The following is a 19118-nucleotide window of genomic DNA, read 5'->3' on the forward strand; positions in this document are numbered from 1 at the left end:
AGGGCTGCGCGCAGTGCACGTGCTCGTCATGACGGTGGTGCATCACCCCGAGGACGCCCGGATCCTGCACCGGCAGATCCGCGCGCTCGTGGACGCCGGTCATGAGGTCACGTATGCGGCCCCGTACACGGCGCGGGGCGTGATGGCCCGCTCCTGGGTGAACGGCGTCGACCTCCCCCGCGCCGCCGAGCGCAAGCGGTTCGCGGCCGTGCGCGCCGCGCGCAAGGTGTTCAAGCGCATGCGCGGGCAGGTCGACCTCGTGGTCATCCACGACCCTGAGCTGCTGCTCGCGGTGGTGGGCATGCGCAAGCGGCCCCCGGTGGTCTGGGACGTCCACGAGGACACCCCGGCGACGCTGTCGCTGAAGCCCTGGCTGCCCGCGTTCCTGCGCCCGCCGGTGCGGTTCCTGGCCCGCCTGCTCGAAGGCACGGCCGAGCGGCACCTGCACCTGCTGCTCGCCGAGACCGCCTACGCCGGACGGTTCCGCCAGACCCACCTGGTGGTGCCCAACGAGACCTGGGTGCCCGACGAGGTGACCCCGCCGGGTGACGACCGGGTCGTCTACCTCGGCTGGCTGTCGGGCGCGCGCGGGGTGCGCGAGGCCATCGAGGTGGCCCGGCTGCTCCAGCCGTACCGGGTGGCGGTCGAGCTGATCGGCTACGCCGACCCGCAGTCGCGGCCGACGCTGAACGAGGCGGTCGCGGAGGGCGTGCTGGAGTGGCGCGACTTCATGCCGAACGACGAGGCTCTCAAGCGGCTCGACGGCGCGCTGGCGGGGCTCTCCCTGCTGCACGACGAGCCCAACTACCGGCACTCCATGCCCACGAAGATCGTGGAGTACATGGCACACGGCATCCCGGTGATCACCACCCCCTCGCCTCGTGCGGTGGAACTGGTCGAACGCTACGACAGCGGCATCGTCGTGCCCTGGCAGGACCCCAAGGCCGTGGCCCAGGCGGTGCTCTTCCTGCGAGACGACGCCAGGGAGCGGTATGGCCGGGGCGCCCGAGGGTATGCGGCGGCTCGTGCGAACCACCACTGGCCCAACTCGGCCCGCCGTTTCGTCTCTCAGCTGGAGGCGTGGGCGGGCGTCAAGAGCTGACCTCCGGTACGGCGGGTCCCCCGCCGCCCGCCCGGCTCCTTATGTCTGCCTGATCACAAGAACGGTAGTGTCCTGAACGTGCGCTGGCTCATCGCTTTCCTGGGCGTGGCGATCCTCGCAGGGGTGGCGGCGTTCGTGGTGACCACCCCCGTCGGGAACGGCTCCCCGACGGCGGGGAGCTCGTCGCTCGCGGCCTCGCCCTCGTCCTCGTCGTCCTCGTCGCCCTCCGCCTCCCCCTCGGTCCCGGTGCCGGAGGTGGCCGAGTTCACCGACCCGTGTGGAACGTTCGACACGACGATGCGCTGGCCGTACGCGATCACCGGCTACTGGCTGATCCCGACCGCCGACCACTGCACCTGGCGCCGGCAGTTCGGCGCGATCCACGAGGTGGGCGGCGACACGGTGATCCGGATCGGCTGGGGCCTGCAGGCGCGCAACGTCGACGACGACGGCCGGATCCTCGACGGCGAGGGGAACGTCGACGCCCGCTACGAGCCGTGCGAGGAGGACGGGGTGCCGTGCGCGCTGGCGGCGGAGAACGACCTCAAGGCCGCCAACCCCGGCAACCGGGTGAGCTGGACGTTCGTCTACCGCACCGACGAGGCGTTCGGTCCCGACCTGTTCCGCTGCCCCGAGTTCGAGCGGAAGATCGTCACGGAGAAGACCGTCTTCTACCGGATCGTCGCCACCGACGACGGCACCGACGACGCGAGCTGCGAGAACATCCGGGCCAAGGGACGCGGCTATCACGTGATCCTGGTCGCGGCCGCGCACGAGGACAGCCTCACCGAGTTGCTCGACCTCGGCGACCGGTTCGGGGTGAAGGTCTACCCCGCGCTGCCGCTCGCCCCCCGCGACCCGGCGCAGAAGACCCGGGCCGCCAAGCAGGGCACCGACACGCTCACCACGCTCACCCGGCGGATCATGCAGGACTACGGGGCGCGCTTCCAGGACCGGGAGTCGCTGGGCGGTTTCTACCAGCCGTTCGAGCTGCAGATGCGCGAGATGAAGTACATCGGGGACTCCGAGGCCGACCACCCGACGCTCAGGGTCTACGCCTCGCAGCACGAGATCGTCGAGCAGGAGATGCCCGGCAGGCCCGTCCTCGTCAGCCCCTACCTCGACGCCCGCAAGGAGCGGCCGTTCAGCGCCACCCCCAAGCAGGTCGCCAGGGGCTTCGAGGCCCTCGTCAGGACCGGCGTCGGGATCATCGCCCCGCAGGACAGCCGGGGTACCGGCAAGGTCGGGCTGTTCTGGCCCGACCAGCGCGAGGACGAGGTCGACGAGCGGCTGCGCTCGGTCGTCGACGAGAAGACCAACGGCGACGCGTACCACGGCTCGACCCGCGACTACTATCGCGAGATGTCCCTGGCCAGGACCAGGATGGTCGAGCAGGGTTTCAACGTGCAGCTCTGGGCCAACGTCGAGGCCTTCGAGCCGACCGGCGAGGAGCGGTGCGCCGCGGGTTCCGAGCGGGGGCGCACCGACAAGGAGCGGCTCGACACGGCCGTGGCACAGGTCGGGCGCTACGTCTCCAAGATCGTCTCCTACATGTGGAGCGACTTCTACACCTGCGGCTCCCCGTCCCTCGCCGAGGAGATCGCCCGCGACCACGACCGGCCCATCGCGGCCGACGCGATCCGCATGCCGCGCGACATCCAGGACGGCGTGGAGATCCGCGGCTACAACATCCCCATGGGCTCCAAGATCACGCTCACCTGGAAGGGCCAGGAGGAGCCCCACGTCGTCGACGTGGCCGGGGTGAACCTGACCGAGCCGCCGCCGGACCTGCCGGTGCGGATGAGCACGGCGTGGATCCCGTTCGACTGGTCCAAGGTGCCGGACGACACCTGGGTCCAGGTCTCGGTCGCGGCGGCCGACGGACGCGCCGCCACCGAGCCGCTGCACGTCCGCGTGCGGGTCTGACCGGTGTAACGTGCCTGCCATGGTGCCGCGCATTCCCGTCAGCGTGGACCTTGTCGTCCTCACGGTGCGCCGCCAGGTGCTGAGCGCGCTCGTCTGGCGGCGTGACAACCCGCCGTACGAGGGACGCTGGGCCCTGTCAGGCGGTTTCATCCAGCTCGACGAGGACCTGCCCGCGGCCGCGGCCCGGGTCCTCGCGGAACGGGCGGGCCTGCCGGGTGCCCCCGTGCACCTGGAGCAGCTCCAGACCTACGGCTACCCCGACCGCGACCCGCGCCAGCGCGTGCTGAGCGTGGCCTACCTCGGTCTCGCCCCGCACCTGCCGACCTCCACCGAGGCGCACATGAGCTGGCAGCCGGTCTCCGCGCTGCTGCGCGAGATGGCCTTCGACCACCGGCGCATCATGGTCGACGGGATCGAACGGGCCCGCGCCAAGCTGGAGTACACCCCGCTGGGCGCGGCCTTCTGCCCGCCGGAGTTCACCGTCGCCGAGCTGCGCCGGGTCTACGAGATCGTCTGGGGCCGCCCCCTCGACCCGCGCAACTTCCACCGGAAGGTCACCAAGGCCGAGGGCTTCCTGGTGCCCACCGGCGGCACCACCACCCGCGACGGCGGCCGCCCCGCCAAGCTCTACCGCCGCGGCCCCGCCGTGGCGCTGCACCCCCCGATGCTCCGCTCCCTCAAGGAGTAGCCGGTTCCCCGCCGTCGCCGGAGCCCCGCTGTCGTGAGCCGTGGGGCCTCGCCGCCGATCAGAGGTCGTCGATCTCCGTCAGGTCGACGTCGACGTCGAACGGGACGCTGAGCTTCAGCCGGTCGTGGTGGATCCCCATGAGCGCGTAGGCCTTGGTGGCCGGGTCCAGCTCGTAGACGTAGACGACCGGGCGGCCGTCCTTCTCCTCGATCCGCCAGAAGTGGCCGATGCCCGCCTGGGCGTACAGGACCGGCTTGCGCTCCCGGTCGCGGATCTCCGACTCGGCGGAGACGACCTCGACGGCGAGGACGACGTCGGCCGGCTGGTAGGTGGTCTGCTTCGGATCCTTCACGGCTTCGGCGTGGACCACCAGGAGGTCCGGCTCGGGACGTTGCCGCTTTCCGAGCGTCATCGTCATCTCCCTGCGAACGCGCAGGTCGGCCGGAACGGTCCGACGTAGCGCGCTCTCCAGGAGAAAGAGCGTCGACATGTGGAAGTTGGTCTGGGGGCTCACGAAGACGAGAGTGCCATCGACGAGTTCCGTGTGGGGAGGGATCCCTCGAAGCCGGTCGAGGTCCTCGGCCGAGAAGCCCTCTTCGGGGGGAAACACCCAACTGGGCAGCGGCTCCAGCTCGGGCGACCCCGTCTCGTCCGCCTCGGTGTTCGGCGCCTCGGCGCTCGGCCTCTCGGCCAGCGGTGCGATGCTCATGTCGTCCTCCCGGTCGGGCACGCCTCTCACCTCCAGTGTTACAGGATGCCCCATCCGCCCGCTGCTCATAAAGTAAGGCCATGCCTCGTTTCCGCGCGATCCTGGACACGATGCCCGCCTACCGTGCGGGCAAGGCCGTGGTGTCCGCCGACGGCCGGTCCTACAAGCTCTCCTCGAACGAATGCCCCTACGAGCCGCTGCCCTCGGTGGTCGAGGCGGTCGCCAGGGCGGCGACCCAGATGCACCGCTATCCCGATCCCGCGGCCACGGAGCTGACCGGGGCGATCGCCGAGAGGTACGGCGTCCCGGCCGAGCACGTCGCCCTCGGCGCGGGCTCGGTGACGGTGGCCCAGCAGCTCTTCGAGACCGTGAGCGAGCCGGGCGCCGAGGTGATCTACGCCTGGCGGTCCTTCGAGGCGTACCCGCTCCTGGCCGACCTGGCGGGGGCGACCTCGGTGCGGGTCCCGCTGCTGGGGGAGACGCACCACCTGGAGGCCATGGCCGACGCGATCACCCCGCACACCCGCATGATCTTCGTCTGCAACCCGAACAACCCCACCGGCACGGTCGTGCACGCGGCCGAGCTGGAGGCCTTCCTCGACCGGGTGCCGGAGAGCGTGCTCGTCGTGCTCGACGAGGCCTACCGCGAGTACGTCAGGGACGCCGGGGTCACCGACGGGCTCACCATCTACCGCGACCGGCCGAACGTGGCCGTGCTGCGGACCTTCTCCAAGGCGTACGGCCTGGCCGGGCTCCGGGTGGGCTACCTGATCGCCGACGAGCCGGTGGCGTCCGTCGTCCGCAAGACGACCGTGCCGTTCGCGGTCAACCACCTCGCCCAGGTCGCCGCGGTCGCCTCGCTGGCCGCCGAGGACGAGCTGATGGAGCGGGTCGACGCCGTGGTCAAGGAGCGCGACCGGGTCCGCGAGGCGCTGATCGCCCAGGGCTGGGAGGTGCCGGTGAGCGAGGCCAACTTCGTCTGGCTCCGGCTGGGGGAGCGCACGCTCGACTTCGCCGGTTCGTGCGCGACCGAGGGTGTCGCGGTGCGGCCCTTCGCCGGGGAGGGCGCCCGCGTCTCCATCGGCGACCCCGAGGCCAACGACACCTTCCTGGCCGCCGCGGCGGCCTTCCGGAGCGCCTGACCCGCCCTGACCCGTCTGACCCGCCCTGACCCGTCGGCCCGGCCGCACGCCGGGCCGACTTCCACTCCGGCACGCTCGCGCCGGGCCGTCCCCCGCTCCGGCGACCTCCGCGCCGGACCGCCCTCGCGCCGGGTGCCCGCGGGCTGCACAGCCGGGACGGCCGCGGGCTACACGGCCGCGGGCTCCGGCTTCGTCTCCGGTGCGGGCTCCGGCTTCCTGCGCCGTTCGGTGGAGACCACCAGGGCCACGCCGATGACGATCACCACGCCGGCCGCGACCATCGAGCCGGTGACCGGCTCGCTCAGCACGAGGGCGCCCAGCACGACCGCCACGACCGGGTTGACGTAGGCGTAGGTGGAGATCAGCGAGATCGGCGCGTTGCCCAGCAGCCACACATACGCCGTGAAGGCGACCAGGGACCCGATCAGGATCAGGTAGGCCAGTGCGGTCCACGACCGCGCGGAGACGGTGGCGACGTCGAGGCGCTCGCCCATCACGGCGGCGGTGAGGGCGAGCCCGACACCACCCGCCGCCATCTCGACGGCGCTCGCGGAGAAGGGGTTCGCGGGCATCGGGATGCGGGACGCCAGGAACGAACCGGCCGCCCACGACAGCGACGCCAGCAGGATGATCGTGATTCCGGCGCCGTCGGCCGCGTTGCTCCCGCCGCCCAGCGAGAGCACCGCCACGCCGCCGAACCCGATGAGCACCCCGACGAGCGTCAGCGCCCGCGGCCGGTCCCTGAACAGGACCCTGAAGATGACCAGCCAGAGCGGCGTCGAGGCCACCAGCAGCGCCGCCAGGCCGCTGGAGATGTGCTGCTCGGCCACGGCGACCATGCCGTTGCCGCCGTTCAGCAGCAGCAGGCCGACCAGGGCCGCCCCGCCCGCCTCCTTCCAGGTCATCCGGAAGGCGTCCCGGCCCTTCAGCAGGTACACCGCGGCGCCGAGGACGAGCGCGGCCGTGACGAAGCGGACAGCCCCGCTGAGCAGCGGCGGGATCGTCTCGATCGTGATCATGATCGCCAGGTACGTGGAACCCCACACCACGTAAACGATCGCCAGCGCCCCCCAGACGAGGAGCGCCTTGCGGCTGTCAGCACTGTCTTGACCCATAGCTCATGACAATAGCGGCTGAAACCGACAATCCGCTCGCGGGTTTCGGACCTTGAGATCCGTCGGGGCGGACCGTGACCGGCCGGGTTCCGCGACACCGCGTCCGGTCGGATCCGGCGGAACGCGCTCCGGGGAATCGCGGCCCGGGAATCCTCGCCGTACCGGGACGGGCGAGCCGTAATGGCCGGGCCGGAATGAACGGATCCCGTGAACAGGTCCGGTGAACAGACCAAAATAAACAGGCCGGAATGAACAAGCCACGGTGAACACGCCGGGCCGGGCGGACCGTGGTGAACAGGCCGCGGCGAACACACCGCGAGCCGGCGGGTCACGCCACGCCACGCCGGGCCCGGCGCGCCGTGACCTGGGAGGTTCCGCCGTCCGGGTGCGGCGGAAGCCTCCAGGTCGGTGCGGGCCGTGCGCGGGGCTCAGCGGGTGCCGAGCTTCTCCACGATCAGCCGGTACAGCTGCCGGGGGCGCCCCGGCTGCGGCGTCCGGTTCGGCGGAAGCGGCCACGCGAGTCCCTCGTCTACCAGCGTGCGCAGCAACCGCCGTGCCGTACGCGGGGTGACGCCGAGCATCTTGCCCGCGCCCTCCGCGTCCACCACCGTGTCCCCACCCTCCAGCTTGGCCGCCAGCCGGGCCAGGACCTCCACGCCCTTCGGCTTCAGCGGTCCGGCGCCCTGAGGGGGCATCCTGGGCGCCGGGATCAGCGCCCTGCCCTCGCGGTCGACCGCGAAGCCCTGGGCCTGCTTGCCCGCCTGGGTGCGCGCCAGCGCGGCCCTGGCGTGCGACTCGGCGTCGTGGGTGGTACGGCCCATGCCGACGCCCACCTCGACCGCCAGGCCCAGCTCGTCGCGGACCCGCGCGGCGAACGGCAGGACCCGGAAGCCCTCGGTGGCCGCGGCGACCGACCCGCGGGTCGCGGTGACCATGTAGCTGTGGTCGTCGACCGCGGTGACCGACGCGTTGATCCGGTTGGCCTCCTGCACCAGCAACCGGTGCAGGGACAGCCGGAGCTCGTCGCGCCAGTAGCGCGGCGCGGCCCGGCGGACCGGCTCGCGCAGCGTGGGCACCTCCACCAGGACCACGGTGAGCTGCGACTCCTCCAGTCTGTGGTGCGCGCCCAGCAGGGCCGCCGTGTGCAGCGCCGTGCGCACCGCGGCGGAGGTGGGGCGGATCCTCACCACGGGCACCCCCGCGGTCTGGAGGCGGTCGGCGACCGCGGGCAGACAGGTGAGCGCCCCGCTCGTGCTGCCCTGGCGGGCGAGGCGTTCATGGAAGGCCGCGATCGTACCGGTGGCGCCCGGTTCGTCGCGGCTCTGCACATCCCCTGAGGGAAGGCTCAAATCGTTGTACGCCTCCTCGACCTCCGCTCTGCCCAGGACATCGATGCTGACCCTGCGCGGGTCTATCCGCTCGTCCAGCGCGGCCCTCGCCAGCGCGGCGATCAGCGCGGCGCCGCCGAGCTGGACATACGTCGCGGGCATCGTCAGCACCCCCGATCGCCGGGCCAGGTCGTAGGGGACCGGGCTGGCGAACAGGCATGCGTCCACCCCGGCTCCCAGCCGGGTGACCTTGTCGGCTGCCTCCTGCTCGTCACGGTATGCCGCCGCCACCAGGCGGCAGGGTAACGGGGCAGCCGCATGCCCCATCAACATCACCCGTTCGACGAGGTCATGGGGGCCCACCACACCGATAGTGAGGTCCGGTGTCATGGCACCCGGGCGTGACACTCGTGGCGCTTCTTCGGCCCGCTCGACCAATGTTCGTCCCATCATGCCGTCCGTTTGTTTTCGGCTCTCTTTTGGAACGATCGCTCGCGAGGGCCGTAATGTCACGCCCGATTTGCGGCCAATTCCGGAAGCAACTTCCGGGTTAAAGCCATGACTGGCATCGTTTACACAGGTCAGAGCGGTTTTTGAGCGTCTCAAACCTGCTGATTATGAAGCTGAAATCTCTCGCCGCACATCGGCTCCCAGGGACTGCATACGCTCGGCCAGATAAGAGTGCCCGCGGTCGATGAGATATCCCGATTCGATCACGGTCTCCCCCTCGGCGGCCAGGCCCGCGAGCACGAGCGCGATTCCCGAACGCAGATCGTGCGCGGTCACCTGTGTCCCGGTGAGCGGAGTGGCACCGCGAACGACAGCGCTGTTCTCTTTCACTTCAATATCGGCGCCCATCTTGTTCAGCTCTGAGGCCAGAGCGAAACGCCCGTCGAAGATGCGTTCATGAATGTAACTGGCGCCGTCGGCGAGGCAGGCGACCGTCATGATCGGCGACTGCAGGTCCGTGGCGAAACCGGGGTAGGTGTCGGTGATCACGTTGATCGGGCGCAGCGGGCGGTCCCTGCGCACGTGGAGCACCGCGCCGTGGTCGGCGAACTCCACCCCCATCTGCTCCAGCTTGTAGCGGACCACGCCGAGGTGGTCCAGGTCGGCGCCGACCAGGTTGACCTCGCCGCCGGTGACGGCGGCGGCCATGGCGAACACGCCCGCGTCGAGGCGGTCCGGCATCACGGTGTGCTCGACGGCCTGGAGCTCCTCCACGCCCTCCACGGTGATGAACCCCGTGCCGCCGCCGCTGATCTTCGCGCCCATCCGGGTCAGCATCTCGATCACGTCGAGGACCTCGGGCTCCAGCGCCGCGTTCTCGATCACGGTGGTGCCGCGCCCGAGGGCGGCGGCCATGATCAGGTTCTCGGTGCCGGTGTGCGAGGGGGTGTCCAGGTACAGGGTGGCGCCGGTGAGGCCCGCCGACTTGACGTGGATGACCGAGTCGCCCTCGTCCACGAGCGCGCCCAGGCGCTTGTAGCCCAGGTAGTGGAAGTCGAGGTTGCGGCTGCCCAGGTTGCAGCCGCCCACGCCCTCGATGATCGCCTCACCGAGGCGGTGCAGCAGGGCGGGCACGAACAACACGGAACCGCGGAAGCGACGGGCGATCTCGGCGGGCAGGACCGGGCTGCTGAGCGTCGAGGCGTCGATCACCAGCGTGCGCTCCGCCTCGTGGAGCTCGACCGTGGCACCGACCGTCTCGGCCAGCTCGACCGCGCGGCGGACGTCCTCGATGATGGGGACGTTGCGCAGGACCGTCCGGCCTCTGGACGCCAGCAGCGCCGCGCCGATCATGGGAAGCACGGCGTTCTTGGCACCCTGGATGAAGGCGGTTCCACGAAGTGGGTTGCCACCGCGCACGCGGTAACGGACCATGCGTCATGCTCCTTGAAGTGGTTCGGGTGATTCATGTGGCGCGGGGCGGCAGCCGAGGTTTATCGGCCAACAGTAGCCGTTGGATGCCCCTGAACCGGCCACTTCAGGGGGGAACTACCCCTCGGATCGCCGGTAATCATCGGCCCTCGCGGCGGCGGGCGCCGGCGGCCCGCCCGCCCGTGCTCCCCGGTGTCCCCGCGCCCCTTCGACCATGTCTCCCGCACCGCTCGCGGCCGGACCGCGCAGAAGATCATCTCATGGCCCGGCGGCCGCGGTACAGGGAGGGGCGCGGCCCTGACGGGCGGGCGTCATCTGCTCTTCGTGCCGCCCGCGGCGGTGAGCGGTGAGGCGGCCGACAGGAGGTTGTCGGCCCTCTGGTCCACGAAGCGGGTGACGACCTGCTGGCCGTACCCGAACGCCATCGCCCAGACCAGGATCGCGGGCTGCGAGCCCAGCCCCGCGAAACCGGGCACGAAGCCCGAGTTCAGGATCAGCAGCCCGAGTACCGAGGTGGCCACCCCCGCGGGCGCCTTGAGAAGGTTCTGGACGACCGCCAGCGAGTAGCGGGTGGACAGCTCCGAGCGGGTCGACAGCGAGGCCGCGGTGGCCAGCGCCGCGCCCAGCATGCCGATCAGGGCCACGAGCGGGACGTCGCCGTGGCCGGGCTGCAGGCCACCCGTCGGGCAGATCTGGGCGGGCATCAGCCCCTGGGTGCGGATCACCGACTGGTTGCCGCACATCGGGATGACGTTCGGCCAGATCGCGCCGATGACCACCACGCCCAGCACGATCAGGCTCAGCATGACCACCCCGCCGAGCAGCAGGTTGCGGAAGCTGCGGACCCGCCCGGTCTCCATCGCCTGCGCGGTGTACGCGGCCCGCAGCACCGACTGCATCAGCGGCCTGTCGTTCTCCCCCAGGTCCCCCGCCGCGAGCCTGGCCTGGAGGTGGACCAACCGGGGGTCGTCACCGGGCAGGTACGCCCGGCCGATCGCCGCCACCTCCGGGCCCCGCCCGCACAGCTCCGCCGTCGGCAGCACGCCGTACAGCATCACGGTCGCGCTGTTGACGTTGGACCAGGCGCCCTCGATGGCCTGGCCGGTCAGCCAGCGCCGCACGCCGTGCCTGCTGCGCGCGTACGTCTCCGCGCGGGCCAGGTGCGTGCCGATGCCCTCGCCCACCGAGACCAGCTGGCCCGCCTCGTCGCGCATCGTGAGGGCCCGCTCGGCGTCGGCCCTGATCTCCTCGCTGCGGGTGGCCACGTACACCCGCCAGGTGCCGGGCCAGCGCAGCACGCCGGTGTCGCCGATCCGCTCGGGGGGGATCGCGGGGTCAAGCGACATCGTTCCTCCGAAGGGAGCGGCCGGGGACGGGCCGGGGACGGGCACTGCCGACTGCCCCAGGCTTACCGCGACATGCCGATCAGGCGCTATGCCTCTCCGGAAAACGCGGGTTCAGGCGCCGCGGCCCGCGATGTCGGTGCGGTGGTGCGAGCCGCGCATCCGGATGCGCTCCACGGCCTCGTAGGCCGCCGCCCGGGCGGCGGGGACGTCGGGCCCGGTGCCGACCACGCTGAGCACCCGGCCCCCGTTGGAGACGATCCGGTCGCCGTCGAGGGCGGTGCCCGAGTGCAGCACGTAGGCGTCCTCGACCGGGTCGGACAGCCCCTCGATCACGTCGCCCTTCACCGGCTCCGCCGGGTAGTTCTCCGCGGCGATCACCACGGTCACCGCGGCGCCGTCGCGGTAGGAGAGCGGCCCGAACCGGTCGAGCGTCCCGTTCGCGCAGGCGAGCAGCAGGCCGGCGAGGGGCGTCTCCAGCCGGTCCAGCACGACCTGGGTCTCCGGGTCGCCGAACCTGGCGTTGAACTCGATCACCTTCGGGCCCTTGGACGTGAGGGCCAGCCCCACGTACAGCACCCCCGTGTACGGTGTGCCGCGCCTGGCCAGCTCGGTCACGGTCGGCATGACGGTCTCGGCCATCACCTGGTCGGCGAGGTCGTCCGGCGCCCACGGCAGCGGGGTGTAGGCGCCCATCCCGCCGGTGTTGGGGCCCTGGTCGTCATCGTAGGCGCGCTTGTGGTCCTGGGCGGGCTGGAGCGGCACGGCGGTGGAGCCGTCGCAGAGCGCGAACAGCGACACCTCGGGGCCGTCGAGGAACTCCTCGATCACGACCCGCCCGCAGGCGGCGGCGTGCCGGAGCGCCTCGTCGCGGTCGCCGGTGACCACCACGCCCTTGCCGGCGGCCAGGCCGTCGTCCTTGACCACGTACGGCGTGCCGAACTCGTCGAGCGCGGCGGCGACCTCCTCGGGCGTGACGCAGGTGTGCGACCGCCCGGTGGGAACGCCCGCCGCGACCATGACGTCCTTGGCGAAGGCCTTGGAGCCCTCGATCAGGGCCGCCTCGCGCGAGGGCCCGAAACAGGGGATCCCGGCCTCCCTGACGGCGTCGGCGACCCCGGCGACCAGGGGGGCCTCGGGGCCGATCACGACCAGGTCCGCCCGGAGTCTCCCGGCCAGGCCGGTGACCGAGGCCGGGTCGGTGGGCGCCACCGGGTGCAGGGTCGCGACCTGCGCGATACCCGCGTTTCCGGGAGCACAGTGAACCTCGGTGACCTGGGGGTCCGCCGCCAGCGACCGGCACAGGGCATGCTCACGCCCGCCGGATCCAATCACAAGAACGCGCACTCGTCAGAGCCTATCGTCCCCCCGGCGTCCCCCTCGGGCCCGCGCCCGCCACCCCCGGGTCTCGCGGCCCCGGACGGCTTTCCGAGCCCGCGTCCGCCATGCTTTTCCCGTCCCCGCACGGAGGAGGCCGGCACTTCGGGAGGCCCGGGCCGGTCGCGGATCCGCGGAGTCGTCCACAGCCTGTGGACAACTCCGGGTGCCTGCGCGGGGGGAAGTGCCGTAAAGCGCGTGTGAATTTTGTCTGGTTCTACATGATCAACACTTGAACCTGGGAGTAAACTGAGAGACACCCTCCCGATCGTGTTACTTTTGGGTGGCTTTGCGTGTCTCTTGCTGATTGGAGGTGGTTCGGGATGTCCTCTGGCGATCCCAGCAGTACGTGCTCGCGCACGCCTGCTGTGCGCACCCTCGACCACCCCATCTCGGTGCCCGACCGGCGCCGCACGCATCACCTCCCTCACCGGGGGTGACATCGCATCGCGTGTGGATCCCGCCAGGTTGGGCGGGAAAGGCTCGCCATGCGCTCCTCGCTTCTTTTTCCCCGTATCAAGCACACCCGTACGATCCGTGCCGCGCACACGCCCGCCGTCTCGCTCCGTGAGCGGATGACCGGCGTCTGCGTCCCGCCGAGCGACTCGCTCGTCGAGTACGCCGCCTACGTGGGCGGCAAGAAGATCGACGCCCTGGGCATCCCCGACGCCCTGGAGATCGTCCGCGCCCACAACGCCGCCGCCGCCGACGGGGGCTCCGGCGGGGGCAACGCCTTCGTCTGGGTCGGCCTGCACGAGCCCGACGCCCCCGAGGTCGAGTGGCTGGCGGAGGTCTTCGCCCTGCACCCGCTCGCCGTCGAGGACGCCGTCAAGGCTCACCAGCGGCCCAAGGTCGAGCGCTACGGCGACTCGGTGTTCGTGGTCCTGAAGACCGTCGCCTACATCGACCACGACGTGCTGACCGCCACCAGCGAGATCATCGGCACCGGCGAGCTCATGGTGTTCGTCGGCCCCGACTTCGTGGTGACCGTGCGCCACGGCAGCCACTGCCCCCTCTCGGAGGTGCGCGCCCGCCTCGAGGACAAGCCCAAGCTCCTCAACCGGGGCCCCACCGGGGTGCTGCACGCGATCGCCGACCACGTCGTCGACAGGTACCTCAGCGTGGCCGACCGGATGCAGGCCGAGCTGGAGGACGTCGAGGCCATGGTCTTCGCCGACGTCAGCGCCCGCGACATCGGCCGGATCTACAACCTCAAGCGCGAGATGATCGAGATGAAGCGGTCCGTCATGCCGCTCCAGTCGCCGATGTCCACGCTGGCCCAGCGCCGGATGATCCCCTCCGAGATGCGCGAGTACTTCCGCGACGTCGTCGACCACCTCGCCCGCGTCTGCGAGCAGGTCGAGTCGTCCAACGAGCTCTGCAACTCGATACTGCAGGCGGCGCTCGCCCGCTCCAACGCGCTCGCCAACGAGGACATGCGGAAGATCTCCTCGTGGGTCGCCATCATGGCCGTCCCCACGATGATCGCCGGCATCTACGGGATGAACTTCGAGCACATGCCCGAGCTCGACTCCGTGTTCGGCTACCCGCTGGTGATCGGCGTGATGGTCATCGCCTGCACGCTGCTCTACCGGGGCTTCCGCCGCAACGGCTGGATGTGATCCCCCGGCTCCGCACCCCGGTCCTCAGGCGCTCAGGGGGTGCGCGAGGGTGATCGGACCGGGGACGCGCATGCCCCGTCCGGCCCACAGGGCGATCATCCGGTCGGGATAGTCGGTGACGATCGCGGCCGCCCCGAGGTCGAGCAGCTCCGCGGCCCGCCCCGGGTCGTTGACGGTCCACACGGCCAGCGGCAGGTCGGCCTTCTCGGCCAGCCGGGCGAACTCCCGGTCGACCATCACGTGCTCGGGGGAGAGCGTGGTGCCCCCGGCCTCGGCCGCGGCGGCCGGGACGTCGCCGTCGAAGTCCTCCAGGCGGAGGCCGTCGAGCCAGACGCTGTCCATGGTGGCGCGCTCGATCAGGGCGTACCGCCGGGTCGCGGGGGCCAGCGAGCGGGCGATCCGCAGGACGCGCCAGTCGAAACTGAGGATCGCCGCCCTGTCGAGCCGGTGGTGCCGGTCGAGCTCGGCGACCACCCTCTCGGTGAACTCGGCGGGGTCGGCGCTCAGGTCGGGCCGGGTCGGGTCGGATTTCAGCTCCACGTGCACCCGCACCCCGTCGGCGCCGTACGCGTCCATCAGCCCCAGCACGGAGCCCAGGGTCGGCATCCGGGTGTTCGGCACCGGCACCTGGGTCGGGGCGAAACGGTCGTCGGGGTGGCGCGGCACCCGTACCCCGCACTCCAGCGTGCGCAGCTGCGCCAGGGTGAGCGCGCCGACGGGCCGGCCCACGTACGGGAAGGCGGGGTCGCCCGCGAAGGCGGGACGGACGTCGGCGCTGGTCACCGGGGACACGGTGAGATCGTGGGTGAGCACCAGCCGCCGGTCGGCCGTCAGCGCGACGTCGAGCTCCAGCGCGTCGACACCCAGTTCGAGGGCGTGGGCGAAGCCGGGCAGGGTGTTCTCGGGACGGAGCCCGCGGGCGCCGCGGTGACCGTGAATCTCGGCATGCACACAGGGACCTTATCCACCCCGAGCGCCGATCGTCCGGTACGGCTCGCCCCTCGGCGACGCCGGGCGCGGGCCGTACCGGCGGAAACTAGAGCATCGAGTGGATCTGGAGCGTCTCGGTGCGGCCGGGGCCGACCCCGACGGCCGAGATCCTGGCGCCGCTCATCTCCTCCAGGGCCTTCACGTACGCCTGCGCGTTGGCGGGCAGGTCATCGAAGCTCCGGGCGCCGGTGATGTCCTCCTTCCAGCCGGGGAACTCCTCGTACACCGGCCTGGCGTGGTGGAAGTCGGTCTGGGTCATCGGGATCTCGTCGTGGCGGACGCCGTCGACCTCGTAGGCGACGCAGACGGGGATCGTGTCCAGGCCGGACAACACGTCCAGCTTGGTGAGGAAGTAGTCGGTGACGCCGTTGATCCGGGTGGCGTAGCGGGCGATGACCGCGTCGAACCAGCCGCAGCGGCGGTTGCGACCGGTGGTCACCCCGTACTCGCCGCCGGTGGTGCGCAGCCACTCGCCCATCTCGTCGTCGAGCTCGGTCGGGAACGGGCCGGCGCCCACGCGGGTGGTGTACGCCTTCAGGATGCCGATCACGCCGGTGAGCCGGGTCGGCGGGATGCCGGAACCGGAGCAGGCGCCGCCGCTCGTCGGGGAGGAGGAGGTGACGAAGGGGTAGGTGCCGTGGTCGATGTCGAGCAGGTTGCCCTGCCCGCCCTCGAGCAGCACGACCTTGTTCTCGTCCAGCGCCCTGTTGAGAACCAGCGAGGTGTCGGCGATGTGCGGCGTGAGGCGCTCGGCGTAGCCGAGATACTCCTCCAGGACCTTGCCCGCGTCGATCGCCCGGCGGTTGTAGATCTTGGTGAGGATCTGGTTCTTCTCGCCCAGCGCGACCTCGATCTTCTTCTGCAGGATGCCCGGGTCCAGCAGGTCCTGGACCCGCACGCCCATCCGGTAGATCTTGTCGCCGTACGCGGGGCCGATGCCGCGCCCGGTCGTGCCGATCTTGGCCTTGCCGAGGTAGCGCTCGGTGACCTTGTCGATGGCCTTGTGGTGGGGCATGATCAGGTGCGCGTTGGCGGAGATCAACAGGCGCTCGGAGGAGACCCCGCGGGCCTCGAGCCCGTCGATCTCGCTCAGCAGCACGCCCGGGTCGATGACGACACCGTTGCCGATCACGGGGACGACGTTCGGGGAGAGCACTCCCGTGGGCAGCAGGTGCAGCGCGTACTTCTGGTCGCCGATGACGACCGTGTGGCCCGCGTTGTTGCCCCCCTGGTATCTGACGACGTAGTCGACCTGGTCTCCGAGCAGGTCGGTCGCCTTACCCTTGCCCTCATCGCCCCACTGGGCACCAACGAGAACGACAGCCGGCATCGTGAGTCTCCCACCACAAAAACGAAAACCCCTGACGCAATCGCGACAGGGGCTCTTGCGTGGAGAGAATACCCGACGGCGTCCGAAATGGGGATCTCCCACCTCGCGAAAGGGGGTGCGGTGAGAGATCCCGGGGGTGGATCGGACGCTGACCGGCGGCTCAGCGAGGCGGATCAGGGGTGGGACCGGCCGCGGGGCCGGGGGTGGGACATCGCCTGGTCAGCGGCTTGTCAGCTCCTCGGACGCCTCGGCGCTGGAGTCCTTCAGGAACTGGAAGCACCGCTCGGCCTCCTCCTTCTCCCCGATGCTCTGGGCGGCGCGGGCCAGCGCGTGCAGGCAGCGCAGGAACCCCTGGTTGGGAAGGTGCTGCCAGGGAATCGGGCCGTGCCCCTTCCACCCCGCCCTGCGGAGCTGGTCCAGGCCGCGGTGGTAGCCGGTGCGGGCGAAGGCGTACGACGTCACGGCGTGCCCCGCCGCGAAGTACTCGTCCGCGAGTACGGCCCAGGCGGCCGGGTACGCGGGGAAGCGCGCGGCGACGTCGGATGCTTGGGCGCCGGATTCCAGCGCCTCCCGGGCCTCGGGCAGGTCCGGGAGCAGGGTGGGCGGCGGGCCGGCGAGGAGGTTCTCGTGCGATTCCATAACGACAGTCCTACCCGGTGTACCCGCGTCAGGCCAAGATCGGCCCCCGGAGTCTTTCCGGAAGCCGATCTCTCGCGATCTCCGCCGTGGCGCTTTCGCGGCCTTAGGAGATCTTCGTGCCCGCGGACTTCAGGTGCTGGGCCGCCTCGACGATGCGCGCCGCCATCGAGGTCTCGGCGGCCTTGCCGTAGGAGCGGGGGTCGTACACCTTCTTGTTGCCGACGTCGCCGTCGACCTTGAGCACGCCGTCGTAGTTCCTGAACATGTGGTCGGCGATCGGGCGGGTGAAGGCGTACTGCGTGTCGGTGTCGATGTTCATCTTCACCACGCCGTAGGAGATGGCCTCGTGGATCTCCTCGAGCAGCGAGCCGGAGCCGCCGTGGAAGACCAGGTCGAACGGCTTCTCCGTGCCGTACTTGGCGCTGACCGCGTCCTGGATCTCCTTGAGCACGCTCGGGCGGAGCTTGACGTGGCCCGGCTTGTAGACGCCGTGCACGTTGCCGAAGGTCGCGGCGAGCATGTAGCGGCCCCGCTCACCCAGGCCAAGGGCCTCGGCGGTCGCGAGGGCGTCCTCGGTGGTGGTGTAGAGCTTCTCGTTGATCTCGCCGACGACGCCGTCCTCCTCGCCGCCGACGACGCCGATCTCCACCTCCAGGACGATCCGCGCGCGGGCCGTCTTCTCGATGAGCTCCCTGGCGATCTCCAGGTTCTCGTCCAGCGGCACGGCGGAGCCGTCCCACATGTGCGACTGGAAAAGGGGATCCTCGCCCCTGGCCACCCGCTCGAGGGAGATGTCGAGCAGCGGGCGCACGAAACCGTCCAGCTTGTCCTTGGGGCAGTGGTCGGTGTGCAGGGCGATCGTCACGGGATAGTTGGCCGCGACGACGCGGGCGTACTCCGCGAGCGCCACCGAGCCGGTCACCATGTTCTTGACCGTGGTGCCCGAGAGGAAATCGGCACCGCCGGTCGACACCTGGACGATGCCGTCGCTCTCCGCCTCGGCGAACCCCCTGAGCGCCGCGTTGAGGGTCTGTGACGAGGTCACGTTGATGGCCGGGTAGGCGAAACCGCCCGTCTTGGCCCGGTCGAGCATCTCGGCGTAGACCTCTGGAGTAGCGATAGGCATCGTGTCATCTCCCTGGAGACGGCTGTGAACAGCTGGCGCGTGGCTATGAGGACATAGCCCGTGGGCCAGTATCCCGGGTTCATGCCCGGCCGGATAGCTCCAGTACCACTTCGATCCGTACCGATGCGCCCCGGCCGTGTCTCCAACCTATCCCCGGCCCCTCCCCGGCCGGAGAGCCCGGGGGGCGCACGACCTGGGCGGGTACGGACGATCTTCCAGATCGCGGTTCTTCCTGACCGATCCGCCGGGACGGTCGTGAAATCTCCTCACGAACCGCTAACCTCCACAGTGTGGGACGCCACAGGTCTGACCCCATGGGTATCGCGCGCCTGGTCCTCGTCGGACTGGCGGTGCTGGCGCTCGTCGCCCTGATCGTGTTCGGAGTCCTCTCGCTGTTCGGCAGCCTGGGCTCCGGCGCGGACACGGTCGCGTCGCCCGCCCCCTCGGCCGGCGTGTCGTCCGCCGCCGTCTCCCCGCCCCCCTCCGCCACCCCCGAGCGCGTCCCGACGGTCCTCGTCGAGTGCCTGCGGGAGCACTGCCCCACGGTCTTCCTGAAGGTCACCGGGGGCGACGTGCTCCTCGACCGGGAGCTGACCCGCGGCGAGCAGTTCCAGGCCTTCGATCCCAAGATCGACGTCGTCCTGGCCGACTCCGCCGCCGTCCGCGTCCAGGTGAACGGGGCCGTCCGTTCCCCGGGCAAGGCGGGGGAGCGCCAGGAGTTCACGGTCTCCCGCGGCTGATCCCGGCTCTCCCGCCGGCTCCGGATCCCCCGCGCGCAAAGCCCTCCGGCGCTCCGTGCA

General features: G+C 70.9%; 16 protein-coding genes. 6 read left to right on the forward strand and 10 right to left on the reverse strand.

Features of this window, described 5'->3' with window-relative positions; all coding sequences use genetic code 11:
* The first annotated feature begins 13 nt into the window (after positions 1–13).
* The 3 genes from ACVCAG_RS12670 to ACVCAG_RS12680 all read left to right on the forward strand — a co-directional run bounded on the left by ACVCAG_RS12670 (position 14) and on the right by ACVCAG_RS12680 (position 3716).
* Positions 14–1102 carry a glycosyltransferase gene (locus ACVCAG_RS12670; RefSeq protein ID WP_440083772.1) on the forward strand — a complete coding sequence of 363 codons (1089 nt, stop codon included), beginning with the start codon at positions 14–16 and terminating at the stop codon, positions 1100–1102.
* A 78-nt stretch (positions 1103–1180) separates the two neighbouring features.
* Complete coding sequence (locus tag ACVCAG_RS12675) at positions 1181–3028, forward strand: DUF4434 domain-containing protein (RefSeq protein ID WP_440083773.1); 1848 nt, start codon at positions 1181–1183, stop codon at positions 3026–3028.
* A gap of 19 nt (positions 3029–3047) precedes the next feature.
* Entirely contained in the window at positions 3048–3716 is a 669-nt protein-coding gene (locus ACVCAG_RS12680) for an NUDIX hydrolase (protein ID WP_362834754.1), read from the forward strand.
* 58 nt (positions 3717–3774) lie between these two features.
* Here ACVCAG_RS12680 and ACVCAG_RS12685 read toward each other — a convergent pair whose 3' ends face one another.
* Complete coding sequence (locus ACVCAG_RS12685; RefSeq protein WP_447189860.1) at positions 3775–4425, reverse strand: Uma2 family endonuclease; 651 nt, start codon at positions 4423–4425, stop codon at positions 3775–3777.
* An 80-nt stretch (positions 4426–4505) separates the two neighbouring features.
* Between ACVCAG_RS12685 and hisC the strand changes: the two genes are divergently transcribed.
* Entirely contained in the window at positions 4506–5567 is a 1062-nt protein-coding gene (hisC, locus tag ACVCAG_RS12690; protein ID WP_447189861.1) for a histidinol-phosphate transaminase, read from the forward strand.
* 167 nt (positions 5568–5734) lie between these two features.
* Here hisC and ACVCAG_RS12695 read toward each other — a convergent pair whose 3' ends face one another.
* The 5 genes from ACVCAG_RS12695 to purD form a co-directional block, all read right to left on the reverse strand.
* Complete coding sequence (locus tag ACVCAG_RS12695) at positions 5735–6682, reverse strand: EamA family transporter (RefSeq protein WP_440083776.1); 948 nt, start codon at positions 6680–6682, stop codon at positions 5735–5737.
* A 428-nt stretch (positions 6683–7110) separates the two neighbouring features.
* Positions 7111–8400, reverse strand: coding sequence for a GTP cyclohydrolase IIa (locus tag ACVCAG_RS12700; protein WP_344746819.1), 1290 nt, complete (start codon positions 8398–8400; stop codon positions 7111–7113).
* Positions 8401–8625: 225 nt separating this feature from the next.
* Positions 8626–9894, reverse strand: a complete 1269-nt coding sequence (gene murA, locus ACVCAG_RS12705) for a UDP-N-acetylglucosamine 1-carboxyvinyltransferase (protein ID WP_362689773.1) — start codon at positions 9892–9894, stop codon at positions 8626–8628.
* Between the two features lie 308 nt (positions 9895–10202).
* Complete coding sequence (locus ACVCAG_RS12710; protein WP_440067715.1) at positions 10203–11237, reverse strand: hypothetical protein; 1035 nt, start codon at positions 11235–11237, stop codon at positions 10203–10205.
* A gap of 111 nt (positions 11238–11348) precedes the next feature.
* Positions 11349–12581, reverse strand: a complete 1233-nt coding sequence (gene purD, locus ACVCAG_RS12715; RefSeq protein WP_440083777.1) for a phosphoribosylamine--glycine ligase — start codon at positions 12579–12581, stop codon at positions 11349–11351.
* 518 nt (positions 12582–13099) lie between these two features.
* Between purD and corA the strand changes: the two genes are divergently transcribed.
* On the forward strand, positions 13100–14233 hold the full coding sequence (gene corA / locus ACVCAG_RS12720) for a magnesium/cobalt transporter CorA (RefSeq protein ID WP_447189862.1): 1134 nt from the start codon (positions 13100–13102) through the stop codon (positions 14231–14233).
* A 24-nt stretch (positions 14234–14257) separates the two neighbouring features.
* On the opposite strand, the gene ACVCAG_RS12725 is transcribed toward corA, so the two are convergent.
* The 4 genes from ACVCAG_RS12725 to fbaA all read right to left on the reverse strand — a co-directional run bounded on the left by ACVCAG_RS12725 (position 14258) and on the right by fbaA (position 18318).
* Positions 14258–15184, reverse strand: a complete 927-nt coding sequence (locus tag ACVCAG_RS12725; RefSeq protein ID WP_440083779.1) for a glycerophosphodiester phosphodiesterase family protein — start codon at positions 15182–15184, stop codon at positions 14258–14260.
* A gap of 85 nt (positions 15185–15269) precedes the next feature.
* Positions 15270–16553, reverse strand: a complete 1284-nt coding sequence (locus ACVCAG_RS12730; RefSeq protein ID WP_440083780.1) for an adenylosuccinate synthase — start codon at positions 16551–16553, stop codon at positions 15270–15272.
* A gap of 219 nt (positions 16554–16772) precedes the next feature.
* Complete coding sequence (locus ACVCAG_RS12735; RefSeq protein ID WP_362689791.1) at positions 16773–17192, reverse strand: DUF3151 domain-containing protein; 420 nt, start codon at positions 17190–17192, stop codon at positions 16773–16775.
* A gap of 103 nt (positions 17193–17295) precedes the next feature.
* Complete coding sequence (gene fbaA, locus ACVCAG_RS12740; protein ID WP_440083781.1) at positions 17296–18318, reverse strand: class II fructose-bisphosphate aldolase; 1023 nt, start codon at positions 18316–18318, stop codon at positions 17296–17298.
* 314 nt (positions 18319–18632) lie between these two features.
* On the opposite strand from fbaA, the gene ACVCAG_RS12745 reads away from it, so the two are divergent.
* Entirely contained in the window at positions 18633–19058 is a 426-nt protein-coding gene (locus ACVCAG_RS12745; protein ID WP_440083782.1) for a hypothetical protein, read from the forward strand.
* Positions 19059–19118: the final 60 nt, after the last annotated feature.

The organism is Streptosporangium sp. G12, from assembly GCF_052983175.1.

Excerpts from the sequence above, each read along its gene's own strand:
- ACVCAG_RS12680 (WP_362834754.1), top strand. The coding sequence starts at position 3,048 with ATGGTGCCGCGCATTCCCGTCAGCGTGGACCTTGTCGTCCTCACGGTG.
- ACVCAG_RS12685 (WP_447189860.1), bottom strand. The coding sequence starts at position 4,425 with ATGAGCATCGCACCGCTGGCCGAGAGGCCGAGCGCCGAGGCGCCGAAC.
- hisC (WP_447189861.1), top strand. The coding sequence starts at position 4,506 with ATGCCTCGTTTCCGCGCGATCCTGGACACGATGCCCGCCTACCGTGCG.
- ACVCAG_RS12695 (WP_440083776.1), bottom strand. The coding sequence starts at position 6,682 with ATGGGTCAAGACAGTGCTGACAGCCGCAAGGCGCTCCTCGTCTGGGGG.
- ACVCAG_RS12700 (WP_344746819.1), bottom strand. The coding sequence starts at position 8,400 with ATGACACCGGACCTCACTATCGGTGTGGTGGGCCCCCATGACCTCGTC.
- murA (WP_362689773.1), bottom strand. The coding sequence starts at position 9,894 with ATGGTCCGTTACCGCGTGCGCGGTGGCAACCCACTTCGTGGAACCGCC.
- ACVCAG_RS12710 (WP_440067715.1), bottom strand. The coding sequence starts at position 11,237 with ATGTCGCTTGACCCCGCGATCCCCCCCGAGCGGATCGGCGACACCGGC.
- corA (WP_447189862.1), top strand. The coding sequence starts at position 13,100 with ATGCGCTCCTCGCTTCTTTTTCCCCGTATCAAGCACACCCGTACGATC.
- ACVCAG_RS12730 (WP_440083780.1), bottom strand. The coding sequence starts at position 16,553 with ATGCCGGCTGTCGTTCTCGTTGGTGCCCAGTGGGGCGATGAGGGCAAG.
- ACVCAG_RS12735 (WP_362689791.1), bottom strand. The coding sequence starts at position 17,192 with ATGGAATCGCACGAGAACCTCCTCGCCGGCCCGCCGCCCACCCTGCTC.
- fbaA (WP_440083781.1), bottom strand. The coding sequence starts at position 18,318 with ATGCCTATCGCTACTCCAGAGGTCTACGCCGAGATGCTCGACCGGGCC.
- ACVCAG_RS12745 (WP_440083782.1), top strand. The coding sequence starts at position 18,633 with ATGGGTATCGCGCGCCTGGTCCTCGTCGGACTGGCGGTGCTGGCGCTC.